Raw genomic sequence first — 24,712 nt, forward strand, 5'->3', positions numbered from 1 at the left:
AATCGGCCCCTCGCTCTGCGCTCAGGGGATAATGGGTAACATGCCACGTCCTACCGACGCCTACCGCGGACTCATGCAGAGCAGCCGGCTGCGGGTTCTCGCCGCCTTGATGGACACTCCGGGAATCGGCCTCGCCGAGCTCTCCCTCCGCATGGGCCTCCACGTGAACACCCTGCGCGACCACCTCCGCGTGCTCGAGGGTGAGGGTCTCGCCCGGTCCGAGGTGGAGCACACCGGTCGGCGCGGAAGACCGCGCCTCCGCTTCTCCCCCGTGCTGCCGAGTGAGCCCAATGAGATCGAGGAACGGCGGGTCCAGGAGGCGATCCGCCACGGCGACCTCATGCGCGCGGTGCTCCCGGCGACGCGATCCGCGCTCCCGGAGGCCGCGACGCATCAGCTCGACGCACTGTTCCATCACCTCGACGACGTGGGCCTGCAGCCCGACATCGACGAGAAGGCGATGACCGTCGACCTCTCCCCCTGCCGCTTCCACACGCTGCTGACCGATGACCAGACCGTGGTCTGCCGGGTGCACGAGGAGCTCATGAAGTCGGTGCTGGCGAGAGCCGGCGGACCCGTGGAGATCGAACGCGTGATCCCGTTCACGAGCGCGCACTCCTGCCACGTCCGGCTCAGCCTCCGCGAGGAGTCGGCGTCCGACGCAGGAAGCTGACGCCGGGGATCAGTTGAAGTCGCCGCCCGGCGCCATGTCGGCGAACCGGGAGTAGTGCCCCTGGAAGGCGACGGTGATGGTCGCGGTCGGACCGTTACGGTGCTTGGCCACGATGAGGTCGGCCTCGCCGGGACGGACGTCCTTGTCGTAGACCGAGTCGCGGTGCAGCAGGATGACCATGTCGGCGTCCTGCTCGATCGATCCGGACTCTCGCAGGTCGCTGATGGCGGGCTTCTTGTCCTGGCGCTGCTCGGGACCACGGTTCAGCTGCGACAGTGCGATGACCGGGACCTGCAGCTCCTTGGCGATGAGCTTGAGGCTTCGGGAGAACTCCGAGACCTCCTGCTGACGGGACTCGACGCGCTTACCCGACGTCATGAGCTGGAGGTAGTCGATGATGACCATGCGCAGACCGGCCCGCTGCTTCAGCCGTCGGCACTTCGCCCGGATCTCGACGAGCGTCATGTTCGGGCTGTCGTCGATGTAGAGCGGGGCGTCGTTGATGCGGCCGCGGGTGGCGGCGACCGTCGTCCAGTCCCGCGGGTCGAGCGTTCCCTTGCGCATGTTCTGCAGCGGGATCGCCCCCTCGGCGCTGAGCAGACGCATCGCGATCTCGCTCTTGCCCATCTCGAGGGAGAAGAAGATCGAGGGGAAGTCGTGCCCGATCGAGGCCGCACGGGCGAAGTCGAGGGCGAGCGTGGACTTTCCCATCGCGGGTCGCGCGGCGACGACGATCATCTGCCCGCCGTGCAGGCCGTTGGTGAGCTCGTCGAGCTCGCGGAAGCCGGTGGGGATGCCGGTCATGGAGCCGTCGCGGCCGTTGGCCGCCTCGATCTCCTCGACCGCGGCGTCGACGGCGACCGTGAGCGGCACGTAGTCCTCGGCCGTCTCCGAGCCGGTCACCGAGTAGATCTCGGCCTGCGCGTTGTTGACGATGTCGGTCGCGTCGCCCTGGCCGTCGTAGCCGAGCTGGACGATGCGCGTCCCGGCATCGACGAGGCGGCGGAGGATCGCGCGCTCGGAGACGATGCCGGCGTAGTAGCCGGCGTTGGCCGCGGTCGGGACGATCGACGTGAGCGTGTGCAGGTAGTCGGCGCCGCCGGCCTTGTTCAGCTCACCGGTCTTGATCAGCTCGTCGGTGACCGCGACGACGTCGGTCGGCTCGCCGTGGGAGTAGAGCGAGAGGATCGCCTCGAAGATGAGCTCGTGCTTGGGAATGTAGAAGTCGGCACCCTTGAGCGTCTCGATCACATCGGCGACGGCGTCCTTCGACAGGAGCATGCCACCCAGGGCGCTCTGCTCGGCGAGGAGGTCGTGCGGAGGGGTGCGCTCGGGCGGACGCTGCCCTCCCAGGCGCTCCTCGGAGATGTCGGCGATCGACACTGTGTTCCCTTCGATGCGACGGTTCTGAGGCGGGCCCCGCGCGCGCATCCGCGGATGCCGGTGCGGGGGACCGCGGCCGCGCGGCGGCCATCCCCAGACAAGCAGGTGCCCCCGACATTCGGTCGCTCGACCACGCTATGAGCGGTCTCCACACGGTGCAACACGGCCTGTGGATAACCATGTGGACAGCGTGCGGACAATCTCGGAGTGTCTGTGCAGAACAGGTGTGGATAACCCGGTGGACGGTGTGAACGCCGAACTTTTTTTATCGCCCTGACCGGGGTTTCATCGTTTCCCCACCCTGTGGATGAAAACGAGTTTAAATTGCGCGTTGAAGGTTTCCCCTCCGGAGGGGGCATGTGTAGAACCTGGGGAAAGTCAAGCCGGAAATCCGCCGGGCGCGTCACGATCTGACACGAGAAGAATCGGATGTAAACGCCCCTGGACAGACAGGGGGTCCGCGAGTATTCTGCCTCCCATCGACACACCCGTGGACCTTCGGAGGGGGAGGACGACGTGGACGCTCGGACCACCCGACGCGGCGTACCCCACGCCGTCCTCTGGGGTGGAATCGGCGCGCTCGCCTGGGCAGCCCTGACCGTCCTCACCGGCGGCGGCTCCGCGCACGCGGACGAGCAGCCGAAGGGTCCGCTCGACAGCCTCACCTCGGTCGTATCCGAGACCGTCACCGCCGTGACGAAGCCGGTCGTGAACGACGTCGTGGCTCCGGTGGTGAACCAGGTGGCGACTCCGGTGGTCCAGGAGGTCGTCGCGCCCGTGGTGCACGAGGTCGTGGCTCCGGTCGTGACCCACACCGTCGCTCCCGTGCAGGAGGCCGCTCCCGCCGTCGTCGAGACGGTGACCGAGACGGTGACGCAGGTCCCGGTCGTCGGAGACACCGCGGCCCCGGTGCTCGAGGCGGTCGCCGAGACCACCGAGACGGTCGTCGAGCCCGTGACCGACGCGCTCGGCTCTGCACCGGTCTCACAGATCACGGCGCCCGTACTCGACCTCGTCGGCGGCCTTCCGCTGGTCGGCGGAATCGTCGTCGACTCCGGCGCCATCGACCTGGTCGAGAACGTCGTCGGCGTCGTCGATGGCACGACCGGCCTGATCGGCGGCGTCGTCGAGGAGACCGTTCCGCCGGTCGTCGAGGTGCTCACGCCACACGAGCCGGCCGCACCGCAGACCCCGGAGGGCTCCGTCCCCGCGGGTGTGACCACGGCGCGCGACGAGATCGCCGCGCTTCCCGAGCCTGCGCCCGCGCCGTCGGCCTCCCCGAGCACGGGCCAGCACTCTGCGCTCCGTACCGTGGCTTCCTTTGCAGGCCCGGTCTCCGCGCCCCACTCCTCGGACGTCGGCGCCGGTGACGCTGCTCCGGTGCCGCTCGGTGCTCCTCCGGCCGCTCCGGCCGCCCCCGCCTCTTCCTCCGCCACCTCGGCCGGAGGTTCCACCAGCGCCCCCGCTCGCCTCAGCGAGATCGGCGCGACCCCGCTCCGTGCTGGGGAGCGGGCCGCCGGCGCACGGGACGACGCCCTGCCGGGCGCCCCCGTCGCCGACACCGACGTCTCTCCCGACTGACGGACTGTCACGTCATCCCACCCGGATGACAGATGCCGTGCTGCGCGCGCACTTCCTCGCGTGCATCCCATCAGACAGACCAGTCACGTCAGGAGAACCATCATGCGTACCTACGCGAAGCGCGTCCTCTGGGGCACGCTCATCGCCGGCGGGATCACCCTGCTCGGCGCGACGGCCGCCAATGCGGCCGAGACATCCGGAGACGACGGCTTGCTCTCCGGCACCCAGGCCGTAGCGCCCATCACCGCCCCGATCACGGTCGTCGACAACGCGATCTCCGTGCTCGGCGACGCGGCATCCACGGCGCCTGCCCCGGCCCCCGCTCCGGCACCGGCACCGGCACCAGCCCCTGCCCCGGCTCCCGCCCCCGCTCCGCAGACGAGCGGCGAGGAGGGCACGGCATCCGGCACCCAAGCCGTGGTGACCGTGAACCTTCCCGTCACGGTGACGGACAACGCCATCAGTCTCACCGAAGACTCCACGACCAGCACCCCGGCCGCCGCTCCTCCCCAGAGCGCGGCTCCCCAGGCCCCTGACGCGGCCGGGGTGCTTTCCCTCGACACGGACGGCCTGGATGGTGTGCTCTCGGGCACCCAGGCTCTCGTGGCGGTCAACGCCCCGGTGACCGTGTCCGACAACGCCATCTCGCTGCTCGGTGACTCCGAGTCGGCCGCCGAGGGAGAGGGCGCCGCAGCACCGGCGCCTGCCCCGGCGACCGGGTCGAGCACCTCGGGCGAGGACGGCACCGCGAGCGGCACCCAGGTCGTCGCCCCGGTGACGGCCCCGGTCACCGTCGGCGGCAACGCCATCTCGCTCCTCGGCGACAGCGAGGCCTCCGGCACCTCCGGCGGCACCGCGGCCCCGACCGGACCCGCGGCCAGCGGCAGCACCACCGGCGGTGAGGACAGCATCCTCGGGGGCACGCAGGCCGTGGCACCCGTGACGGCGCCTGTCACCGTCGGCGGCAACGCCATCTCGCTCCTCGGCGACAGCGAGGCCTCCGGCACCACCGGCGGCACTGCGACCCCGACCGCACCCGCGACCGGGTCAAGCACCTCGGGCGAGGACGGCACCGCGAGCGGCACCCAGGTCGTCGCCCCGGTGACGGCCCCGGTCAGCGTCGGCGGCAACGCCATCTCGCTCCTCGGCGACAGCGAGGCCTCCGGCACCTCCAGCGGCACCGCGGCCCCGACCGCACCCGCGGCCGGAGGCAGCACCACCGGGGGCGACGACAGCACCCTCGGCGGCACCCAGGTGGTCGCACCCGTGACCGCCCCCATCGGCGTCACCGGCAACGCCATCTCCGTCACCGACGACGCCACCGTCACCGGCACCACCGGCGGCACCACGTCCCCGACCGCACCCGCGACCGGAGGCAGCACCACCGGCGGCGACGACAGCATCCTCGGCGGGACTCAGCTGGAGCTCCCCGTGACGCTTCCCATCACGATCGGCGGGAACGCGATCTCCGTCGTCGGCGAAAGCACGGTGACCGATCCCGGCACGAACCCCGGAACGGACCCGGGCACGGATCCGGGCACTGATCCCGGCACCAACCCCGGCACCGACCCCGGCACGGACCCCGGCACCAACCCCGGCACCGACCCCGGAGTGAACCCGGGAACGACGCCGAGCACCGGAGCCGGCATGACCAGCATGCCCTGGGCTGCGGGTGCCGCCGCGACGGGTGAGGCCACCGGCCTCGCGATGACCGGTGGCGCCTCGGCCGCGTGGCTGTGGGCCCTCGCCGCTCTCCTGCTGCTGGGAGGTGCGGGCCTGCTGCGCCGTCGCACGGCGTAGGCGCTGAGCCCCGGCGGCGGCGATGTCCTCGGGGGAGGAGACTCGCCCCCGCCGGTGCGCGGCAGCGTCCGCACGTGCGGTGCAGCCCTCGCTGCGCTTCCTCTGCCGAGCGTGACCGCCGCGCAAACGGCGGATGCCCCGTGGTCCCCCCACCGCGGGGCATCCGTGTGCCCGTTCTGCGGACGCACGGGACGCGATGCGGGGGCTTAGCCGAGCTCCTGGAGCTCCGCCGTCATGTCGCCGCCTGCGTCTCCGGTGTTGACCGTGCCCTTCGGCTCGAAGAGGATCGCGTGCACCTCTTCCTCGGCTTTCGGGCAGTGCTCGACGCCCCGGGGCACCACGAACACGTCGTTCGGGTTCAGGACGACGTCGCGGTCGCGGAGCTGGATCGTCAGGCGTCCGCTCACCACGAAGAACAGCTCGTCGGTCTCGGGATGCGTGTGCCAGACGAATTCGCCCTGCAGCTTCACGACCTTGACGTCGTAGTCGTTGACGCTCGTCAGCCGGTGCGGCTGCCAGTGCTCGTGGATGGTGGACAGGGCCTCGTGCACATTGCGAACGTCGTCCGTCATGGCCAGCAGCCTATCCTCACGGCAGGACGATCGACCCGTCGGCGTCGACGACGACAGCACTGCCCGGGAAGTCCCGCCGGCCGCGCTCGTCCATCAGGGCGCCGGCCCGACCGGTCGGATCGGGCTCCGGGGCGCCGCCGTCGGCCGCCAAGCGGATCGAGCGGACCTGTCCGCCGAGAAACGTTCCGTCGGCACGGAGACGGACCGACAGGTAGGCGCCGAAGCGCGTCTCCTCCTCGGCCCCGAAGACGCCCCCTCCCGCGAAGTTGCCCAGACTGTACGCGATGAGGCGGCCGCGGTAGAACTCCGCACCCCGGACGACGTGCGGGCCGTGCCCGACCACCAGATCGGCCCCGGCGTCGACGGCCGCGTGCGCGAACGCCTGCGGATCTCCCCGGTTCTCCCCGAAGCTGAGCTCGGTCCCCCCGGTGACCGCGTCGGCCTCCGGTCCCTCGGCGCCCATGTGCGCGTGGACGACGACGAGGTCGGCCTGCTCCGCCGCCGCACGCACGACCTGACCGACGTGACGCAGGTCGGTGACCCGGTTGAATCCCCCATAGGGCGCGAAGCCGACCAGGGCCACGGTGGTCTCCCCCACCCTCGTCACGACGACCTCGTTCCGGTCCCCGACGGCGTCCATGCCCTCCGCGCGCAGAACGGCCCTCGTCTCGTCGACGCCCTTCCGGCCGAAGTCGTGACTGTGGTTGTTCGCCTGATTGAGCACGTCGAAGCCGCGCAGCGCCGCAGCGGCATCCGGCTCGCTGCGGAACGCGAGGCAGTGGTCGCTCCCGCCGCACTTGTCGACGCCGGTGTCCGCCGCGATCACCTGCTCCAGATTGCCGGTGACGAGGTCCTCGGTGAACCAGGGGCGTACCTCGTCGAAGGTCGATCGCCCGCGATCCGCCGGGATTCCGCGCGACGCGTCGTACAGCAGGATGTCGCCCACGGCGCCGATGCTGACTTCTCCCTCGCTGGTGGCGGCGCGGTCGATGATCGCGGAAGGCCGAGCGGGGATCGCCGCTGCCGCGGTGACGGCGAGGCCGACCCCCAGCAGTGCCAGCACCGCGACCGGGGTCCGCCAGGGGACTCTGCGTGGCGCGCCGTCGACCGCGGCCCGCCGACGAGGCAGATCCCACAGCCAGGCGAGTCCGTCGCGAGCGGTGAGCCGATCGAGGCCGATGCACGCGGCGACGAGACCCACCGTGAGCACGATCGGGAGCAGGAGGGCCGCGATCAGCTGCACCGCCTGCCCCGCGTCGGACAGCACTCCCACGAGCGCGGCGTCGGCGAGCGCGAGCAGCGGCATGTGCAGGAGGTAGATCGGCAGGGTGCGGACGCCGAGCGCCTGCAGACCCCGCCCGACCAGAGGGAGGCCCGCGAGGATCGGGGCGACCGCGATTCCCATCGCCACCCCGAGGACGGACACGGTCGGCCACACCCCGGGAACGGTCTCCGTGCCCGTCACGCGCATGACGGCGTAGGCGGCGAGGTACCCGAGGATCAGGGCCCCGGCGAGTGCGGGTCGCGGTCGAGCGGTGAAGCGACGGATGCGCGGCGCGAGGTATGCACCTCCGAGGAAGAAGAAGAGGTTGTAGAGGAGCGATCCGCGGTTGCTCACCACGTCGACCAGTCCGGCGGCCACCGCCACCGAGAGCATGCCGGCACCCACCAGCAGGACGCCGCGCGGCAGTCGGTGCAGGCCCTTCGCGACGACGAAGTACAGCGCGAGCGCGTAGAGGTACCAGGTGTTCGGCGGGCTGATCGTCACCCCCTCCACGAACGCGGAGACGCTCCGCGGCACGAACGTCGGGAAGTCCGGGAATGCCCACATCGCGGCGGCGTGGATGAGGCTCCACAGCAGATACAGGTAGAGGAAGCGGACGACGCGGGGACGGAACACGACGGCCCACGGTCGGGCCAGCGCCGCGGAGGCGAAGTACCCGGACAGGAACAGGAACAACGGCATGAGGAACGGCCAGATGAGGTCGCTCGCGAGACCCCAGGCTCCGGGGAGGGGGATGCCGAGCCGCCAGTCGACCTGCAGGTAGGTCTTCAGCACGACGTGCCAGAACACCACGAGGACGATCAGCAGCCCCTTCGCGGCATCGCCCCAGGGCGCTCTGGATGTCGGGAAGGGGGGTGGTGTCACCATGGAATAGAGCCAACAGCACAGCATGTTGCGTCGGCGTATGAGAAATGTCGCCTGATCCTCACCTCGTCCCGATGCAGAACGCCCCCTGTCCCGGAGGACAGGGGGCGTTCCGTTCGACAGGCGTGCGCCCGTCGGGTGCCTTACTTGGCGGCGACGACCTGCAGCGTGATGACGGCAGTGACGTCCTCGTGCAGACGCACGGTCGCCTCGTGCTCACCAGTCGCCTTGATGGGCGAGGGGATGTGCACCTTGCGCTTGTCGATCGAGCCGAGGCCCGCAGCCGTGACGGCCTCTGCGACGTCGGCGGTCTTCACCGAGCCGAACAGACGGCCTTCCTTGCCGGCCTTCACCGCGAGACGCACCTTGGTGCCCTCGAGGGTGTTCTTCAGGGCCACAGCCTCGTCGCGGTCGTGGATCGCGCGTGCCTGACGCGCGGCCTGGATCGACGCGACCTGCTTTTCGCCACCACGGGTCCACGCCGTAGCGAAGCCCTGGGGGATGAGGTAGTTGCGGGCGTACCCGTTCTTGACCTCGACCACGTCACCGGCGCTACCCAGCCCGGCGACCTCGTTCGTGAGAATCAGCTTTGCCATCTCAGTACCCCTTACCGGCCGGCGCCAGCGTAGGGCAGGAGCGCCATCTCGCGCGCGTTCTTGATCGCGGTGGCGATCAGACGCTGCTCCTGCACCGACACACCGGTGATGCGACGGGCGCGGATCTTGCCGCGCTCCGAGACGAACTTGCGGAGGGTGGCGACATCCTTGTAATCGATGACGCCGACCCGGATGGACTTCGCGGGAGCGGCGTTCTTCGCGCCCTTCCGCGGCTTGCGGCGGTCGCCGCTCGACTTTCCAGCCATTGCTTTTCCTTAGTGATGAGCGGGGTGCGGCCCTTCGACAAGCTCAGGGACCCACCCGTGAAGAAGTGTTTTCAGAAGGGGGTGTCGTCGCCGAAGCTGCCCGGAGTGCTCCAGGCATCGGCGCTGGTCGACGAGCCGGGCGTGGACCACGGCTCCTCCGACACCTGCTGCTGCTGCGCGGGACGGGACTGTCCCCCGCCGCCACCGCCCGAGGCCGCACGGGTGACCTGCGCGGTCGCGTACCGCAGCGAGGGGCCGATCTCGTCGACCTCCAGCTCGATCGCGGTGCGCTGGTTGCCCTCACGGTCCTGGTAGGAACGCTGGCGCAGACGACCCTGCGCGATCACGCGCATGCCCTTGGTGAGCGAGCCCGCCACGTGCTCGGCGAACTCACGCCACACCGAGGCGCGGAGGAACAGCGCTTCGCCGTCCTTCCACTCGTTCGCGGCACGGTCGAAGTTGCGAGGCGTCGATGCGATGGTGAAGTTCGCCACCGGCAGCCCGTTCTGCGTGTAGCGCAGCTCGGGGTCGGCGGTGAGGTTGCCCACCACGGTGATGACGGTTTCGCCGGCCATGAGACTTAGGCCTTCGCAGCCTTGGCGGCCTTGCGGGCAGCCTTCTCTTCGGAGCGCTTGGCCTCGGAAGCGATCATCGCCTGAGCCTCTTCGGCGCGGAGCACCTTGGTGCGCATGATCTGCTCGTTCAGCTTGAGCTGACGGTCGAGCTCCTGCGTGGCGGCGCTGGTCGCGGTGAAGTTGACGACGGCGTAGATGCCCTCGGTCTTCTTCTGGATCTCGTAGGCGAGACGGCGCTTGCCCCAGATGTCGACGTTCTCGATAGAGCCACCATCGTTGGTGATGACCTTCAGGAACTTGTCGAGCGTCGGGGCGACCTGGCGCTCGTCGATCTCGGGGGTCAGAATGACCATGAGTTCGTACTGGTGCGTCACTTACCCACCTCCTTCGGACTAGAACGGCTCTCGGGACTTTCCCGGGAGCAGGAGGGTGTGTGCACGTGCCCGCCCCAGGCGACCGAGTGGACGCCGGAAGGCAGACAACCTCGACAGTCTAGCGGAGTTTCCTCGGAGCTGCCTCCCGCACTTCCCGCCCGACCTTGGCATGCTGGAGGGCGTGCCTGGTGACGGTCATCGGCACGGACCTGGAGGGGGGCGCCATGCGCGTCAACAAGTGGGGGGTCGGCGTCGTGCTGGCCGCCGCCGTCATGCTCACCGGATGTTCGGCGGGAGCCTCGGAGAAGCCGGCCGAGTCGAAGCCGAGCGGTGCCGCATCGCAGGAGGCCGAAGCGCCGTCCAGCGACTGCCCCGAACTCGCCGACGGTGCCACCGTCGACGGCTCCGCGCTCGGCGCCTGCATCGCCGAGGCCATGACCGACACCGCCGGCTACGCCGCCAAGACCGTCGTGATGGGCATGGAGTCCACCACGCGCTTCAACCCGTCCGAGAAGGCGCTGGAGTCGCTCTCGCCGATGGGCTCGATCGTCGCGATCGGCGACGACGTCTGGGTGAAGTCGCCGTCGAGCGACTGGCAGGCCGCCGACCCGTCGTCGAGCGACCCCATCATCGCCGGCCTCAGCACCACCGCGAAGGACGTCACCGCGATGGACCCCGCCGAGACGGCGAAGGCCATCACGGGTGACTTCACCGTGACCGGCACGGGCGAGCGCCTCGGCCAGAAGGTCTACCTCGTCAGCGGCACCGTCGAGCAGGCGGGCACGCCGGTCGAGGTCGTGTTCGAGGTCACCGAGGACTACGTCAACCTCGCCTCGACCAGCTCCGCGACCGTCCAGGGACAGTCGGTCGACGTCGCCCTCGAGATCACCGAGTGGGACGTGAAGCAGGACATCGTCGCGCCGCTCTGATCGGACGAGACACACGGAAGGGCCGGAGCGCACGCTCCGGCCCTTCGCCGTATTCGGCGTCAGTAGGCGACGGGAGGCACCTCGGCCCAGACCGCGCGGTCGTCGGCGGAGGGGGCATCGGGGATCCGGCCGGTGCCGTCGGGCTCCGGGATCGCGGCGAGCAGCGCCTGCGTGTAGGGGTGCCGCGGCGCCGCCCAGAGCTCGTCGGTCGGCCCCGATTCGAGCACCCTCCCGCCGAACATGACGAACGTGCGGTCGGCGATGCGGCGCACGACGGCGAGGTCGTGGGAGATGAAGAGCATCCCCGCGCCGGACTCGGCCACCAGATCGCGCATGAGTCCCGCGACGCTCGTCTGCGTGGACGCGTCGAGGGCGGAGATGGGCTCGTCGGCCACGAGCAGCGAGGGCCGCGCGGCGAGGGCCCGGGCGATCGCGATGCGCTGCTTCTGTCCGCCGGAGAACTGATGCGGGAAGCGGGTGCGCACCTCGGCGGGCAGTCCCACCCGCTCCAGCCACTCCTCCACGGTGGAACCGGCGGCACCGCGCGCACGGGCGGTCGCGATGCCGTCGGAGATCTGGTCGCCGATCCGCCGGCGCGGGTTCAGCGAGGTCGCCGGGTCCTGGAAGACCATCTGGATGCCGGTGAGCGCCGTGTCACGACGACGGATCCCCAGCGGCGCGACGGGGGCGCCGCGGAACGCCACAGTCCCGGCGGCGGTCTTCTCGATGCCGACGACGGCGCGGGCCAGGCTCGACTTGCCGCTGCCGGACTCGCCCACGAGGGCGACCGTCTCTCCCGCCGCGACACTCAGCGAGACGCCGTTGACCGCGATCACGGGCGGGGTGCCCGGGTACCGCACCACCACGTCGCGGGCGTCGAGGACGCTGACCTCACTCATCCGCGGCCTCCTCGGGGCTCTCGTCGATGCGCGACCCCGGCAGGGCCGCGAGCAGCATGCGGGTGTACTCGTGCTGCGGAGCGCGGAAGAGCGTCTCCCGATCGGCGAGCTCGACGATGCGGCCGTCCTTCATGACGGCGACCGTATCCGCGATCGCGCTCATCACGCCCAGGTCGTGGGTCACGAGCAGCACGGCGAGGTTCCGCTCGATCGCGAGGTCGCGCAGGAGCTTCAGGATGCCGGCCTGCACCGTCACGTCGAGGGCGGTCGTCGGCTCGTCCGCGAGCAGCACCTCCGGGTCGCACGCGAGGGCGCACGCGATCGCGATGCGCTGCCGCTGTCCGCCGGAGAACTGATGGGGATACCGCTTCAGGGCCTCGGCCGGGTTCGGCACCTGCACCGTCTGGAGCAGCTCGACCGCCCGCTCGCGCGCAGCGGCGCCCTTGAGTCCGAGGTGGACGCGCATGTGGTCGGTGAGCTGACGGCCGACCGGCAGCTGCGGGTGCAGCGAGGCCGACGGGTCCTGGAAGACCATCGCGATGCGCTTCCCGCGGACGCGGTTGAGCCCCCGGCGGTTGCGACCGACGAGCTCCTCCCCCGCGAGCAGGATCGAGCCGCCGGTCTTCGCCTGTCGCGGCAGGAGGCCGAGCACCGCCAGGGAGGTGAGCGTCTTGCCGGAGCCCGACTCCCCCGCGAGGCCGTGGATGCGCCCGGGTTCGAGCTCCAGGGACACGCCCTTCACCAGCGGACGGCCGATGTCGATCGTGAGGTCGCGGATGCTCAGCGTCGCCGTGCTCTGCGCGGTCATGCGGGCACCCCCGTCGCGGAGGCGGTGTGCTCCGCCTGCTTCTCGTGTGTGATCTCGGCGGTCGGGTCGAGCACGTCGCGCATCGCGTCGCCGAGGAAGTTGAACGCGAGCACCACGGTGAGGATCGCGAGTCCGGGGAAGACTCCGAGCCACCAGGCGTCGAAGTTCTGCATCGCCCCGGAGATCATCGACCCCCACTCCGCCGTCGGCGGCTGCGCACCGAGACCGAGGAAGGAGAGCCCTGAGAGGAGCAGGATCGCCGCGCCGATGTCGAGCGTCGCGAGCACGAGGACCGGGCCGGCGATGTTCGGCAGGATGTCGACGAAGAGCGTGCGCAGCGGCGAGTGGCCGAGCAGGCGCCCGGCGATCACATAGTTCTGCCCGCGGAGACCGAGCACGATGCTGCGGGTGACGCGGGCGTACTGCGGCCACGAGACCACGATCGCGGCGATGACGGCGTTGAACAGCGAGGGGCCGAGCGAGGCCGCGACCACCATGGCGAGGATCACGGTCGGGAAGGCCATGAAGAGGTCGGTGATGCGCATGAGCGTCTCGTCGACCGCGCGCCCGAAGTACCCGGCGACCGCACCGACGAGGGTACCGATGATGAGGGCGGCGATCACGAGCATGAGCGCGAGCGGCAGACTCACCGTCGCGCCGGTCATCAACCGGGAGAAGATGTCGCGGCCGTTGCCGTCGGTACCGAGGATCGTGTCGATGCCCGGCGGCTGCAGGCGCGGCAGCACCTGCGCGTTCGGCGGGTAGGGCACCCACCACTGCGCGGTGAAGGCGACGATGATCCACGCACCGGCGATGACGGTGCCGATGATGCCGAGCGGAGTGCGCCAGGCACGCGGCCAGCGGAAGCGGAAGCGTCCGGCGGGGGTCGCTGCGGCGATGCGGCTCATGCGATCCTCACTCTCGGGTCGAGCACGCCGTAGAGCAGGTCCACGATGAAGTTGATGAGGAGGTAGATGACGCCGACCACGAGACCGACGCCCATGATGCCGGGCAGGTCGAGGTTGGCGGCGGAGTTGTAGGCGTACGTTCCCAGTCCCGGCCAGGCGAACACCGACTCGACGAGCACGGTTCCGGAGAGCAGGGCCCCGAACGCGACACCCACCACGGTGAGGATCGGCAGCGAGGCGCCCCGGAGCACATAGTCGATGATGACGCGCATCGCCGGCAGGCCCTTGGCCCGGGCCGCGCGCACGTAGTCGCTGCCGAGGACCTCGAGCACCGACGTGCGGATGAAGCGGGTGAGCAGCCCGATGGTCACGAGCGAGAGCACCATGACCGGAAGCGCGAGGTGCGCGAGGGCGTCGAAGAAGCCCACCGCGTCGCCGTTGAGCAGGTAGTCGACCGTGTAGAGCCCGGTCACGCGCGGCGGCGGGGTGATCGACGGCGAGATGCGTCCGGAACCCGGGGCGATCCGCAGCTCCAGGAAGAACACGTAGAAGCTGACCAGAGCGAGCCAGAAGGTCGGGACGCTGAGCCCGACGAGCGTGACGACGCGGATCACCTGGTCGGTGACGAGGCCGCGGCGGTAGGCGGCCAGGGTACCGAGCACGATGCTGACCGCGAGGCTGACGATGATCGCGCCGATCGCGATCTCGATCGTCGCGGGCACCGCGGTGGCGAGGTCGCTGGTGACCGGGCGTCCGGTCACCAGCGACGTGCCGAGGTCCCCGCGGAGCAGGTTCCCCATATAGATGAAGTACTGCACGAACAGTGGCTGGTCGAGTCCGTTCGCCTTGATGAACGCCTCGCGCGTCGCGGGGTTCTGCGACGCGCCCTCACCGAGCGCGGCCGAGACCGGGTCTCCCGGCACCAGGTTGGTGAGCGCGAACGTGACGATCGTCACGCCCACCAACAGGAGCAGAGAGGTCCCGGCCCGCCGCAGCAGGTATCCGACGAGAGGCGAGCGGCGCCGCTGCGCCTGCCTCTGCACGGCCACTGTCGTCATGGCGATCCGCTCAGCCGGCCGGCTGGATCTCGGCGATGTCCATCTCCCACACGGAGTTGTACACGGCGCCGGACACGCTGGAGGCGGAGGAGATGTTGCGACCGGGGACGATCAGCGGCACGAACGGGCCCTCGGCCTGCATGGCCTCGGCGAACTCGGTGAAGGCCTCGGTGCGCTGCTCGGCGTCGGTCGCGGCGGCCGCACCGGCGGCGATGCCCGCGATCTCCGGGTTGGCCTCGGCCGCCCAGCCGGCGCGGAGACCGACCTTCAGACCCGGGGCGAAGGGGAGGAAGTTCGCCGAGTCGGCGTAGTCCGGACCCCAGAACCACAGACCGAAGCCCTCGGTGCCGTTGACGTACGCGTCGAGCTCGGTCGCGAACGGTGCCGGAGCCAGGTCGACGGCGATGCCGGCGTCCTCGAGCTGCGCCTGGATGCGCTCCGCGAGCGGGGTGAACTCCACGCCGCCGACCGGGTAGTCGTTCGGGAACTGGAGCTTGAGGGTCTGACCGGTGTACCCGGCCTCCTCCAGCGCGGCCTTCGCCTTGTCGAGGTCCTGCTTCACGCCGCTGTCGAGGGCACCCTCGAACCCGGGCGGGATGACGCCGGTCGCCTGGACGGCACCGGCGCCGGCGAGCTCGAGCAGCGCGTCGTAGTCGAGCGCGTAGCGGATGGCCTCCGCGATCTTCACGTTCGCGAGGTCACCGCCGGCTTCGCCCTGGTTGAGCAGCAGGAAGATGGTCTGGCCGGACGGGACCGAGTCGACGCTGATGTCATCGCCGAGACCGGCGACCTGGTCGCCGTTGAGATCCATCGCGACCATCGAGTCGCCGCCCTTGAGGTTGGCGAGCTGCGTCGCGCTCTCCGAGACGTTGCGCACGACGACGCGGCTGTATGCCGACTCCTCGTCGCCGTTGTACTCCTCGTTGCGCGTGAGCACGACCTGCGAGCTGAGGTCGAGCGTGTCCAGCACGAACGGGCCGGATCCGGCGGACTCGCCGTCGAGGAAGCCCTGGGCGCTGTCGGAGCCGTCGGTGCTTCCGCCGTTCTCCATCACGACGTCGGCGTTGACGATGCCGAGCGCCGGGTTCGCGAGGATCGCGGGGAGCTGCAGGAGCGGGGTCTCCGAGGTGAACCGGATGGTCTTGTCGTCGACCTCCTCGATCGTGAGGCCGCCGAGCAGGAAGTTCGGCTTGGCGTCTTCCATCCCCTGGATGCGCTGCAGCGAGAACACGACGTCCTTCGCCTCGATGGGCGAGCCGTCGGAGAACACGCGGTCGCCCTCGAGCGTGAACGTGAACTCGGTCGCCTCGTCGTTCTGCTCCCACGACGCGAGGCCCGGGACCGGAGTGGAGACGTCGGAGCCCTCGAAGTCGACGAGGGTCTCGTACAGCGCCTTCGCGATCATGTTGCCGGTCGGGTCGTACGTGTGACCCGGGTCGGCCGTCTCGATCGAGAACGCGGTGTCGATGACGAGGGAGTCGGAGCCCTGGGACGACTCGGAGGTGTTCGCCGAGTTCCCTCCCGAGCAACCTGCGAGCGCCAGGAGCGCGACGGCTCCGAGCGCGATGACCGGCGTGATACGGCGTGACGACATCAGGGCCTCCAAGGGCGAGGAGTACATTCGGGTCCGGTCGCCACCGATGTGGACGACCGGGGATCAGATTCGCATCATATGCGACGATGTGTCCAGCAAGTGCGCGTCACACAGGCACGCATTGTCGAGAACCTCGGATGTGAGGAGCAATATGTCCAGCAAGGACGCGGATCCGTCGAAGCAATCTGGACGAAGTGCCGCCCCTTTGGATGAGACGGCGTACAGAATCCTCGATGTGCTGCGCGATAACGGTCGCGTCTCGATCGCCGCGCTGGCCGAGAAGGTGGGCATCTCGCGCGCCAGCGCGTACACGCGGGTCGAGTCGCTCGTACACGACGGCGTCATCACCGGATTCAGCGCACGCGTGGATCAGGCGAAGGCCGGGCTGTCGATCGGAGCCCTCGTCTTCGTGACCGTGATGCCGCAGGCCTGGGCCTCGTTCCGGGAGCGGATCATCGAGATGCCGGACGTGGAGTGGTGCGCGATCACGACGGGGGAGCACGACGCGATGCTGCTCATCCGCGCGGTCGACGTGAGCGGTGTGCACGAGTTCTCGACGGGGGTCATCGCGCAGCTTCCCGAGGTGCGGACGGTGGTCAGCGTCGTCGTGCTCGACGAGGTCATCCGGCGGCCCTACCTGCTTCCCGGAGACCTGCCGGAGCGGCAGACCGAGGTGCCGCTCGGGATGACGCGATGGACGCCGGCCTCGCCGGGGCGGGATGCGCTCCCGCCGCGCTGAGTCAGGCGGCCGGGATCTCCTCGACGACACTGAGCTGCGGGAGGCCGTGCATCTCGTAGTGCTCCACCAGCCGGATGCGGCCGTCGTCGGTGAGCTCCAGCTCGCTCTCGCCATCGCCGGTGACCACGGTGCCGTCGGCCTTGAGCACATGGACGAACGAGACCCAGATCGTGTCGCCGGTGCGCGTGCCGACGAACTTCCCGAAGGTGACCGTGTCGCCCTCGTAGCCGCCCCAGATCGCGCCGTCGCGTTCGAAGTACTCGAAGACGCTGGGCGCGTCGGGGTCGACGGAGGAGGTCGTGGACGAGACCATGCGGAAGCGTCGGCCGTCGAGGGAGGGGAGGGTGGCGGTGGCAGTCACCCCTCGATTATGGGGGATCGACGGCCGCGGCTCGCGTCGTCGGACGCGGCCGGTACCGTGGTCGCATGGAGTGGATCGCAGACCCCGGCGTCGGCGCGTGGCTGCGGGAGACCCTCGACGACGGTCTGGGGAGCATGCACGCGGTCGTCCCCCGCGGCTTCCCCGCGTACGCCCGGATCTTCCATCCCGCCGCGGTGCGGGAGAGTCCCACGGCGGCGGGTTCCGACGTGCGCGTCAGCTGGGCGGACACCGCCGCCGCCTTCGGCACGACGATGCACGCAGAGGCGCAGTGGAACCGGATCGTGCGCACTCCCGTCGACGCCGACTGGCGGACCCGCATCGCTCCGGACGGCCGCGAGTTCACGGCGCCGATGGAGGGCGCGCTCGACAGCGACCTCGTGACGGTCCTGGCCGGGCACCTCGCCGCCCACACCGCGACACCGGACGACGGGGTCGTCGCGCTCTGGGAGGGATTCGGCGGTCTGGTCGGCTTCTTCGGAGACGGGCCGTCCCGTGTCTTCCTGACGTTCAGCGAAGACCCGCACCATCAGGCGATGCTCGACCGCAGCACGCACGACCCCTTCAACAACGTCTTCCGGAAGCCCACCTGGCAGGACGGCATCCTCTCCCGCGAGATCTCCGAAGGGCCCCGGCTGCAGCTCCCGGGGCGCGACTACGTGCTGTTCTCCGGGGGTGCCAGGGCCTTCGCGGATCCGGACTGGGTGCTCGGCGTGCCGTGGCGCGACCGGGTCGGCGAGGAACACGGCTTCCCGCCCGCCGCCCAGAGCCCGAACATCCTCTGGCCCGCCGATCGCGTCTGGGTGATGGTCTCGGAGATCGACTACGACTCCACGATCGTGGCGGGCTCGCCCGACCTCATCCGCGCGATCTGCACGGACGCGCGGCTGGAGGCGAAGGCACTTCGCGAGGGCGCCGACCTCACGTGGGATGCCGACGAGGTCAACCGATGACGTCTCCGCAGGCGTCGGCGTCGTTCGATGCGCGCCCCCTCACCGATCCGGTCGACCCGGCCGCCGTCCGCGCCTTCACGGCGGAGCTCCGGTCCCGGCGGACGACCGGCATGGCGGTGTCGTCGATCATCGCCGTCGTGGCCGTCGCGATCGCCGGGGTCGTGCTGCTCCCGATCCTCGCGTCCCTGGTGGTGGCGCTGGCAGCGGGCAGCGGCTCCCCCGCCGCGGCGGCGATCCCCCTCGTGCTCCTCCTGCTGGTGGCCGCGGGGGTGGGCGTACTCATCTGGATGGGCGTCCGCAACGCGCGTACCGCCCGGTATCGCCTGCACCGGTTCGCCCAGGCCAACGGCATGACGTACGAGCCGCGCGTGGACGATCCGCCGCTCCCCGGAATGATCTTCCATCTCGGCCGCTCGCGCATGGCCACCGACCTGGTCCGCGGCACGAGCCCACGGTTCGTGGAGTTCGGCAACTACCAGTACACGGTGCAGTCCGGGAAGAACTCGACGACGTATCGCTGGGGCTATGTGGCCGTGAAGCTGGATGTGCCCCTGCCGAACATCGTGCTCGACGCGAAGGGCAACAACGGCTTCGGCTCCAACCTGCCGGCCTCGTTCCAGCGGGCACAGCGCCTGTCGCTCGAGGGCGACTTCGACCAGCACTTCACCCTGTACTGCCCGGACGGCTACGAGCAGGACGCGCTCTACCTCTTCACGCCCGACATCATGGCGCGCTTCATCGACAACGCCGCGCAGCTCGACGTCGAGATCGTCGACGACTGGCTGTTCCTCTACACGCCCCGCCGCGCGTCCACGCTCGACCCGGCGACCTGGGCGTGGCTGTTCGGGACGGTGGGGGCGCTCTTGACCAAGCTCGACCAGTGGGCGCGGTGGCGCGACGACCGCCTCGCCGCCGCCGCGACGCCCGGGGGCCACGCTCTCCCGTTCGCTGCGCCGGCCGGGATGATCACCCCACCGCCGGGGGTCGCGCCGCAGGGTCGGCGCCTCAAGCGCACGGGCACCTGGGTGCCGATCGTCGTGGTGATCGGATTCGCGGTCGTCTGGATGCTCAGCCGCTGGAACTGAGGCCGAACCCGATGTGGGGGTGGGTGCCGTTCTGGGGAACCGACGCCCACCCCATCCCCCCTCGGGATCGAAAGGAATTCGACGTTCCCTCCGCATTGACGGTTCGACCGTCCCGCCCGTGGTCAGCTGGGGACTGACGCTGCGTGGCGATACCGGGACGGTATACCGGCGGACGTTGCACCCGGTTGCGTTCATGCGCGGGAATGCACTTTCCCGCGCGGCGCTCAGCGGTGCATCGAACTGTCGGCCGCGGCCCCTGTCGCGGTCTCCGCGGCCAGGACCGTGTCGAGCGTCTGCCAGGCGTCCGCAGCGCGCATCGCCTCTCCGACCTGCCGCGCGCGATCCCGGAACGTCGGCTCGGCCAGCACCCGGCGCACGGCCTCGGCGACCTGTCCCGGCTTCGGCGCATTCGTCCGCAAGTTGATGCCCACCCCGGTCCACCCGACTCGGGCGGAGACCTCGACCTTGTCCTCCGTCTGCCCCGCGACCACCAGCGGGACGCCCTGGGCAAGGGCCTGCTGCACCCCGCCGAAACCGCCGTTCGTGACGAACACGTCGACCTCCGGCAGCAGCCGGTCGTAGGGCAGGTACTCGGCGACGCGGACGTTCGCCGGGAGCTCCGCCGGGAGCGCCTCGACGGGGCGTCCACCGGTGGAGACCACCACGAGGGCGTCCGTCGCGGCGAGCCCGGCGATCGTGGGAAGCACGAGCTGGCCGAAGTCGGCGTTGGCGATCGTCCCCTGACTGACATGGATCACGGGCCGCCGTCCGTCCAGGTCGGACCACCACTCGGGCAGTGGCACGGTCGCCGCCGCCGCGGGCAGGGGGCCGGCGAAGTGCACGGACGCCGGGAGGTCGGAGCGCGGGTACTCGAACGCCGGCACCGAGAACTGCACGTACGCGTCCGCGCGGCCCGCCCAGTCGAGCACGAATCCGCCGAGATCGCGGCCGACCGCCTCGCGCGCCATGGCGTCGGCCTCCTTCTGCACGCCGCCGAAGATGACGCGCTCCGCCACGGTGCGGAGGAAGGCGTTGCGCATCCGGCCGAACGGCCCGCGCATCGGCGTGACTCCGAGCCCGAACGGGGCCGTGTCGACGCTGCGGGCGCCGAGCGGGAAGATGCCGAGGACCACGACCGGGGGCCGTTCGGCCTTCGGCAGCCGCTGCAGCAGCGCCGCACCGACGAACAGCGGTTCGGTGAGGACGGCGTCGACGCGGTTCCGCGCGAGCTCGACGCGCACGGCCTCGAGCTGAGCCCGCCCCGGACGGATGAACAGAGTGCTCATGTCGAAGCGGAGCGCAGCCACCCCGGTGAGACCTTCGCGCTCGGGGAACGCGCCGTTCGCGTCGTCGAGATCGACGTCGGCCTCCGCCGGCAGCGGACGGAACCGCGCGCCCGCCGCGGTCACCTGCTCCTCGTACCGGGTGCTCGTGAGGAAGAGGACGTCGTGCCCACCGGCGACCAGGTGCCTGGCGACCTGCAGCAGCGGGAGCACATGCCCGTGGGCGGGGGTGCAGGTGAGGAGGTAACGGGACATGGCGACTCTCTCGATAGGGTTGGTTGTACCGTTGAAGTATTCATCACCCCTTGAGGAAAGTCAATGACGTCGAATGCACGCCCTTACCGCTCCGCCCTGCGGACCCGACAGGCCGAGGAGACCCGTGCGCGCATCGTCGCGGCAGCCGCCCGCCTGTTCGCCGCGCAGGGATACCAGGCGACGACGATCTCCGCGATCGCCAAGGAGGCCGGGGTCTCCGCGGAGACGGTGAAGACCACGGCGGCGAAGGCGGAGTTGCTCATCGCCGCCTTCGAGGTCACCTTCTCCGGCTCGGAGGCCGCCGAGACCCTCGCCGACACCGAGGCCGGCTCCGGGTTGACGACTCTGCCCGACGACGTCTTCCTCGACGCGGTCATCACGCAGATCGGCGCGGCGAACGAGCGGGGGCATGCCCTCTGGACGGTCCTCCTGGGCGCGGCGCTCTCCGATCCGGTCGTCGATGCCGCCCTCCAGCGCATCCTCGAGAACCGGGCTGCGGACTACCGGGGGTTCGCGGCGGAACTGCAGCGCCGGGGCATCGTCGACTCGGACCACGACGGCGACGCCCTCGCCGACGTGCTGTCGTTCCTGCTCTCGCCGGAGAGCCACCAGCAGCTCGTCGTGCAGTCCGGATGGTCGCCGGAGCGCTACCGCTCCTGGCTGCGGAGGGCTGTGCTCGCCGCGGCCTCTCCGTCGGCGTGACGGCTCACCGCGCGGACCAGCCGCCGTCCATCGTGTAGCTCGCGCCGGTCACCATCCCGGCGGCGTCAGCGGCGAGCCAGACGGCAAGGCCGGCGACCTCCTCCGGCTCCACGAGGCGTTTGATCGCGGCTTCGGTGAGGAGCACCTTCTCCAGGACCTCGTTCTCCGGGATACCGTGCACCCGCGCCTGGTCGGCGATCTGGCGCTCCACCAGCGGGGTCCGCACATACCCCGGATTGATGCAGTTGCTCGTGACGCCGTGCGCGGCACCCTCCAGCGCCGTGACCTTCGACAGCCCTTCCAGGCCGTGCTTGGCCGCCACGTAGGCCGCCTTGAACGGCGAGGCGCGAAGACCGTGGACGCTCGACATGTTGATGATCCGCCCGAAGCCCCGCTCGTACATCCCCGGGAGCACGGCGCGGGTCAGCAGGAACGGCGCCTCGAGCATCAGCTGCAGGAGAAGCGCGAAGCGGGCGGGGTCGAAATCCTCGATCGGGCTGACGTGCTGCACGCCCGCGTTGTTGACGAGGATGTCGGTGTCCAGGCGGAGTGCGGCCAGCGCATCGCGGTCGGTGAGGTCGACCTGCCACGCCTGCCCGCCGATCTCGTCAGCGAGGGCTTCGGCCGCGTCACCGTCGATGTCGGCGATCGTCACGCGGGCGCCCGCCTGCGCGAAGGCTCTCGCGCAGGCGGCACCGATGCCGCTCGCTCCCCCGGTGACGAGAGCACGACGTCCGTGCAGATCCGTCATGCGGCACTCGCAGCCGCGGTGCGGGCGTTCGCGCGGGCGGCATCCGCGTCGTCGATGGCCTGCAGGGACACGCCCTTCGTCTCCCGCAGCGAGAGCACCGCGATCGCCGTGACGATGCAGGCGAACACGATGTAGAGCGCGATCGGCAGCCAGGAGCCGAAGTCCCGGAGCCACTGGATCGCCAGGATCGGCGCCAGCGACCCGGCGAGGATCGCCGTGACCTGCGACCCCAGCGAGACGCCGGAGTACCGCATCCGCGTCGGGAACAGTTCGGCCATGACCGCCGGCTGCGGCGCGTACATGAACGCGTGGAAGCAGAGGCCGATGGTGACGGCGAGCACGATGAGCACGGGGTTCAGGGTGTCGAACATCGGGAAGGCGAAGAAGGCCCAGGTCGCGCTGAGGATCGCGCCGGTCAGGTACACGGGCTTGCGGCCCCAGCGGTCGGCGAGCCGCCCTGCCTGCGGGATGATCGCGAAGTGCACGACGTGCGCGATGAGCAGAGCGAGCAGCAGCTGACTGGTGTCGTACTCGTGGACGGTCTTCAGGTAGACGATCGTGAAGCTGACGACGATGTAGTAGACGATGTTCTCGGCGAAACGGAGGCCCATCGCCTGCACGATCCCGATCGGATACCGGCGCAGCGCCTCGACGACGCAGTAGGAGGTGGCCTTCTCCGCCTCGACCTGCGCCTTCGCCTCCAGGAAGATCGGAGCCTCCTCGACGTTGCGGCGGATGTAGTAGCCGACGAGCACGATCACCGCGGAGAGCCAGAACGCGATGCGCCAGCCCCACTCGAGGAACGCCGCCGAGCTCATCGCCCACGAGCTCACGAGGAGCACGAGCGTGGCGAGCAGGTTGCCGACGGGAACCGCGGCCTGGGGCCAGCTCGACCAGAACGCGCGCGACCGGTCGGGGCTCTGCTCCGCGACCAGGAGGACGGCCCCGCCCCACTCGCCGCCGACAGCGAAGCCCTGGATGAAGCGCAGCGCGACGAGCATCGCGGGCGCCCAGTAGCCGATGCTCTGGAAGCCGGGGAGGCACCCCATGAGGAAGGTCGCGGCGCCGACGATGATGATCGTGGCCTGCAGCGTGGGCTTGCGGCCGAAACGGTCGCCGATCTGACCGAAGACGATGCCGCCGAGCGGCCGCGCGATGAAGCCGACCGCATACGTCACGAAAGCGGCGATGATGCCGTCGAGCGGCGATCCGGTGGCCGGGAAGAAGTAGGTGCCGAAGACGAGGCTGGCGGCGGTCGCATAGAGGAAGAACTCGTACCACTCGACGACGGTGCCGGCCATGGAGGCGGCGACGACGCGCTTGAGCTTCGAGGAGGACGGGGCGGCGGCGGGGTGACCGGAGGCGCGGGTGGGGGCGGTCATTTCTCTCCTTCGGTGTCGACGGTGACACATCCGTTCCAGTGTCGGCACCGGCCGGATTTGCAGCAATGCCCAGTGGCGCGCAGCGGCTGTGCATAATTGCAGCATGGATGCGGCGAAGAGGCCTCGTGCCGACGATCTGCTCGTGCTGCTCGCGGTCGCCCGCACCGGCCGGTACACGAGCGCCGCCGCCCACCTCGGTCTCGATCACACGACGGTGGCGCGCCGCATCGCTGCCCTCGAGGACGCGCTCGGCGGACGGGTCGTCGCGCAATCCGCGTCCGGGTGGGAACTCACCGATCTCGGGCGCACCGCCGCCGAGACCGGTGGACGCATCGAGGCCGCCCTGTCCCAGCTCGACTCCGCCCCCGGCGAGACTCCTGATCCGATCGCCGGCGTCGTGCGCATGTCCGCCACGGACGGCTTCAGCGCCTACATCGCTGCCCCCGCGATCGCAGAGCTGCGCCGAGCACACCCACGGCTGACGGTCGAGATCGTCGCCGCCACGCGGAGGGCCGCCGAGCACCGCGCCGGGCTCGACCTGGAGGTGGTCGTGGGCGCGCCGCAGACCCGCCGCGCGCAGGCCGTGAAGCTCGGCACGTACACCCTCGGCATGTACGCCTCCCGGGACTACCTCGGCCGCACCGGCACCCCGGCATCGCGTGCCGAGGTGGAGCAGCATCGACTCGTGTACTTCGTCGACTCGATGCTCCAGGTGGACGCGCTCGACCTTCCGCGCCGCCTCGTTCCCGGCATGCAGGACGGACTCACCTCGACCAACGTCTTCGTGCACGTCGAGGCCACTCGCGCGGGAGCCGGGATCGGCCTGCTCCCCTGCTTCGCGGCCGACCGGCACCCGGATCTCGTGCGCCTGCTGCCCGAGGTCTTCGCCGAGAAGCTCCCGTACTACATGGTCGCGCGGCCCGAGTCGCTGCGGCTCCCCGCGGTCGCGGCGCTCGCCGAAGCCCTGCGCGCCCGCACGCGTGCTGCCAAGGCGATGCTCGACGGGGCCGGCTGAGCG

25 protein-coding genes are annotated in these 24,712 nt (G+C 70.3%); 9 read left to right on the forward strand and 16 right to left on the reverse strand.

Annotation, left to right across the window (positions count from 1 at the left end; genetic code table 11):
• Nucleotides 1-40: 40 nt before the first annotated feature.
• Complete coding sequence (locus AB0300_RS07580; protein ID WP_366215772.1) at nucleotides 41-673, forward strand: winged helix-turn-helix transcriptional regulator; 633 nt, start codon at nucleotides 41-43, stop codon at nucleotides 671-673.
• Nucleotides 674-682: 9 nt separating this feature from the next.
• Here the strand turns inward: AB0300_RS07580 and dnaB are convergent, their stop codons facing one another.
• Nucleotides 683-2,056: a replicative DNA helicase gene (gene dnaB, locus AB0300_RS07585; protein WP_025102810.1), complete on the reverse strand. Its 1,374-nt coding sequence runs from the start codon at nucleotides 2,054-2,056 to the stop codon at nucleotides 683-685.
• A 516-nt stretch (nucleotides 2,057-2,572) separates the two neighbouring features.
• Here dnaB and AB0300_RS07590 point away from each other — a divergent pair.
• Together AB0300_RS07590 and AB0300_RS07595 are read left to right on the forward strand one after the other, a co-directional pair.
• Nucleotides 2,573-3,637: a hypothetical protein gene (locus tag AB0300_RS07590; RefSeq protein ID WP_366215773.1), complete on the forward strand. Its 1,065-nt coding sequence runs from the start codon at nucleotides 2,573-2,575 to the stop codon at nucleotides 3,635-3,637.
• A gap of 102 nt (nucleotides 3,638-3,739) precedes the next feature.
• Nucleotides 3,740-5,437, forward strand: coding sequence for a hypothetical protein (locus tag AB0300_RS07595; protein WP_366215774.1), 1,698 nt, complete (start codon nucleotides 3,740-3,742; stop codon nucleotides 5,435-5,437).
• Between the two features lie 206 nt (nucleotides 5,438-5,643).
• Here the strand turns inward: AB0300_RS07595 and AB0300_RS07600 are convergent, their stop codons facing one another.
• From AB0300_RS07600 to rpsF, 6 genes are all read right to left on the reverse strand, one after another.
• Nucleotides 5,644-6,009 (reverse strand): cupin domain-containing protein, encoded by a 366-nt coding sequence (locus tag AB0300_RS07600; protein ID WP_071329808.1) that lies wholly within the window; start codon nucleotides 6,007-6,009, stop codon nucleotides 5,644-5,646.
• Between the two features lie 16 nt (nucleotides 6,010-6,025).
• Nucleotides 6,026-8,161, reverse strand: coding sequence for a CapA family protein (locus tag AB0300_RS07605; protein WP_161973053.1), 2,136 nt, complete (start codon nucleotides 8,159-8,161; stop codon nucleotides 6,026-6,028).
• 140 nt (nucleotides 8,162-8,301) lie between these two features.
• On the reverse strand, nucleotides 8,302-8,754 hold the full coding sequence (gene rplI, locus AB0300_RS07610) for a 50S ribosomal protein L9 (RefSeq protein WP_025102814.1): 453 nt from the start codon (nucleotides 8,752-8,754) through the stop codon (nucleotides 8,302-8,304).
• A gap of 11 nt (nucleotides 8,755-8,765) precedes the next feature.
• A complete protein-coding gene (gene rpsR / locus AB0300_RS07615; protein WP_017203799.1) occupies nucleotides 8,766-9,020 on the reverse strand; it encodes a 30S ribosomal protein S18 in 255 nt (84 codons plus the stop codon).
• Nucleotides 9,021-9,091: 71 nt separating this feature from the next.
• Nucleotides 9,092-9,595 (reverse strand): single-stranded DNA-binding protein, encoded by a 504-nt coding sequence (locus tag AB0300_RS07620; RefSeq protein ID WP_025102815.1) that lies wholly within the window; start codon nucleotides 9,593-9,595, stop codon nucleotides 9,092-9,094.
• A gap of 5 nt (nucleotides 9,596-9,600) precedes the next feature.
• Nucleotides 9,601-9,969 (reverse strand): 30S ribosomal protein S6, encoded by a 369-nt coding sequence (gene rpsF / locus AB0300_RS07625; RefSeq protein WP_021201450.1) that lies wholly within the window; start codon nucleotides 9,967-9,969, stop codon nucleotides 9,601-9,603.
• 224 nt (nucleotides 9,970-10,193) lie between these two features.
• Here rpsF and AB0300_RS07630 point away from each other — a divergent pair, with 224 nt between their 5' ends.
• The gene (locus AB0300_RS07630; protein WP_051582178.1) at nucleotides 10,194-10,898 is read left to right on the forward strand and encodes a hypothetical protein; all 705 of its coding nucleotides are present in this window, start codon (nucleotides 10,194-10,196) and stop codon (nucleotides 10,896-10,898) included.
• Nucleotides 10,899-10,957: 59 nt separating this feature from the next.
• Here the strand turns inward: AB0300_RS07630 and AB0300_RS07635 are convergent, their stop codons facing one another.
• The 5 genes from AB0300_RS07635 to AB0300_RS07655 are packed head-to-tail and all read right to left on the reverse strand — an operon-like array spanning nucleotide 10,958 to nucleotide 16,165.
• On the reverse strand, nucleotides 10,958-11,797 hold the full coding sequence (locus AB0300_RS07635) for an ATP-binding cassette domain-containing protein (protein WP_366215775.1): 840 nt from the start codon (nucleotides 11,795-11,797) through the stop codon (nucleotides 10,958-10,960).
• The gene (locus tag AB0300_RS07640; RefSeq protein WP_062765819.1) at nucleotides 11,790-12,605 is read right to left on the reverse strand and encodes an ABC transporter ATP-binding protein; all 816 of its coding nucleotides are present in this window, start codon (nucleotides 12,603-12,605) and stop codon (nucleotides 11,790-11,792) included. The genes AB0300_RS07635 and AB0300_RS07640 overlap by 8 nt, the downstream gene beginning before the upstream one ends.
• The gene (locus tag AB0300_RS07645) at nucleotides 12,602-13,513 is read right to left on the reverse strand and encodes an ABC transporter permease (protein ID WP_025102819.1); all 912 of its coding nucleotides are present in this window, start codon (nucleotides 13,511-13,513) and stop codon (nucleotides 12,602-12,604) included. The genes AB0300_RS07640 and AB0300_RS07645 overlap by 4 nt, the downstream gene beginning before the upstream one ends.
• Nucleotides 13,510-14,571, reverse strand: a complete 1,062-nt coding sequence (locus tag AB0300_RS07650) for an ABC transporter permease (protein WP_025102820.1) — start codon at nucleotides 14,569-14,571, stop codon at nucleotides 13,510-13,512. The genes AB0300_RS07645 and AB0300_RS07650 overlap by 4 nt, the downstream gene beginning before the upstream one ends.
• Before the next feature lie 10 nt (nucleotides 14,572-14,581).
• Nucleotides 14,582-16,165: an ABC transporter substrate-binding protein gene (locus tag AB0300_RS07655; protein ID WP_366215776.1), complete on the reverse strand. Its 1,584-nt coding sequence runs from the start codon at nucleotides 16,163-16,165 to the stop codon at nucleotides 14,582-14,584.
• A gap of 151 nt (nucleotides 16,166-16,316) precedes the next feature.
• Here AB0300_RS07655 and AB0300_RS07660 point away from each other — a divergent pair, with 151 nt between their 5' ends.
• Entirely contained in the window at nucleotides 16,317-16,904 is a 588-nt protein-coding gene (locus AB0300_RS07660; RefSeq protein ID WP_234024180.1) for an Lrp/AsnC family transcriptional regulator, read from the forward strand.
• Nucleotide 16,905: 1 nt separating this feature from the next.
• Here AB0300_RS07660 and AB0300_RS07665 read toward each other — a convergent pair whose 3' ends face one another.
• Entirely contained in the window at nucleotides 16,906-17,265 is a 360-nt protein-coding gene (locus AB0300_RS07665) for a hypothetical protein (RefSeq protein WP_338567007.1), read from the reverse strand.
• 65 nt (nucleotides 17,266-17,330) lie between these two features.
• Here AB0300_RS07665 and AB0300_RS07670 point away from each other — a divergent pair, with 65 nt between their 5' ends.
• Together AB0300_RS07670 and AB0300_RS07675 are read left to right on the forward strand one after the other, a co-directional pair.
• On the forward strand, nucleotides 17,331-18,236 hold the full coding sequence (locus AB0300_RS07670; protein WP_366215777.1) for a hypothetical protein: 906 nt from the start codon (nucleotides 17,331-17,333) through the stop codon (nucleotides 18,234-18,236).
• Entirely contained in the window at nucleotides 18,233-19,321 is a 1,089-nt protein-coding gene (locus AB0300_RS07675) for a hypothetical protein (RefSeq protein WP_366215778.1), read from the forward strand. Before AB0300_RS07670 ends, AB0300_RS07675 begins: the two co-directional genes overlap by 4 nt.
• A gap of 224 nt (nucleotides 19,322-19,545) precedes the next feature.
• On the opposite strand, the gene AB0300_RS07680 is transcribed toward AB0300_RS07675, so the two are convergent.
• Nucleotides 19,546-20,859: a glycosyltransferase gene (locus tag AB0300_RS07680; RefSeq protein WP_126893768.1), complete on the reverse strand. Its 1,314-nt coding sequence runs from the start codon at nucleotides 20,857-20,859 to the stop codon at nucleotides 19,546-19,548.
• A 63-nt stretch (nucleotides 20,860-20,922) separates the two neighbouring features.
• Here AB0300_RS07680 and AB0300_RS07685 point away from each other — a divergent pair, with 63 nt between their 5' ends.
• On the forward strand, nucleotides 20,923-21,561 hold the full coding sequence (locus AB0300_RS07685; RefSeq protein WP_366215779.1) for a TetR family transcriptional regulator: 639 nt from the start codon (nucleotides 20,923-20,925) through the stop codon (nucleotides 21,559-21,561).
• A 4-nt stretch (nucleotides 21,562-21,565) separates the two neighbouring features.
• On the opposite strand, the gene AB0300_RS07690 is transcribed toward AB0300_RS07685, so the two are convergent.
• The gene (locus AB0300_RS07690) at nucleotides 21,566-22,312 is read right to left on the reverse strand and encodes a 3-hydroxybutyrate dehydrogenase (protein WP_366215780.1); all 747 of its coding nucleotides are present in this window, start codon (nucleotides 22,310-22,312) and stop codon (nucleotides 21,566-21,568) included.
• The gene (locus tag AB0300_RS07695) at nucleotides 22,309-23,694 is read right to left on the reverse strand and encodes an MFS transporter (protein ID WP_366215781.1); all 1,386 of its coding nucleotides are present in this window, start codon (nucleotides 23,692-23,694) and stop codon (nucleotides 22,309-22,311) included. The genes AB0300_RS07690 and AB0300_RS07695 overlap by 4 nt, the downstream gene beginning before the upstream one ends.
• A gap of 103 nt (nucleotides 23,695-23,797) precedes the next feature.
• Here AB0300_RS07695 and AB0300_RS07700 point away from each other — a divergent pair, with 103 nt between their 5' ends.
• Nucleotides 23,798-24,709: a LysR family transcriptional regulator gene (locus tag AB0300_RS07700; RefSeq protein ID WP_062765846.1), complete on the forward strand. Its 912-nt coding sequence runs from the start codon at nucleotides 23,798-23,800 to the stop codon at nucleotides 24,707-24,709.
• The last annotated feature ends 3 nt before the right edge of the window (nucleotides 24,710-24,712 follow it).

It is taken from the genome of Microbacterium sp. NPDC078814 (assembly GCF_040702645.1).
GTDB lineage: Bacteria > Actinomycetota > Actinomycetes > Actinomycetales > Microbacteriaceae > Microbacterium.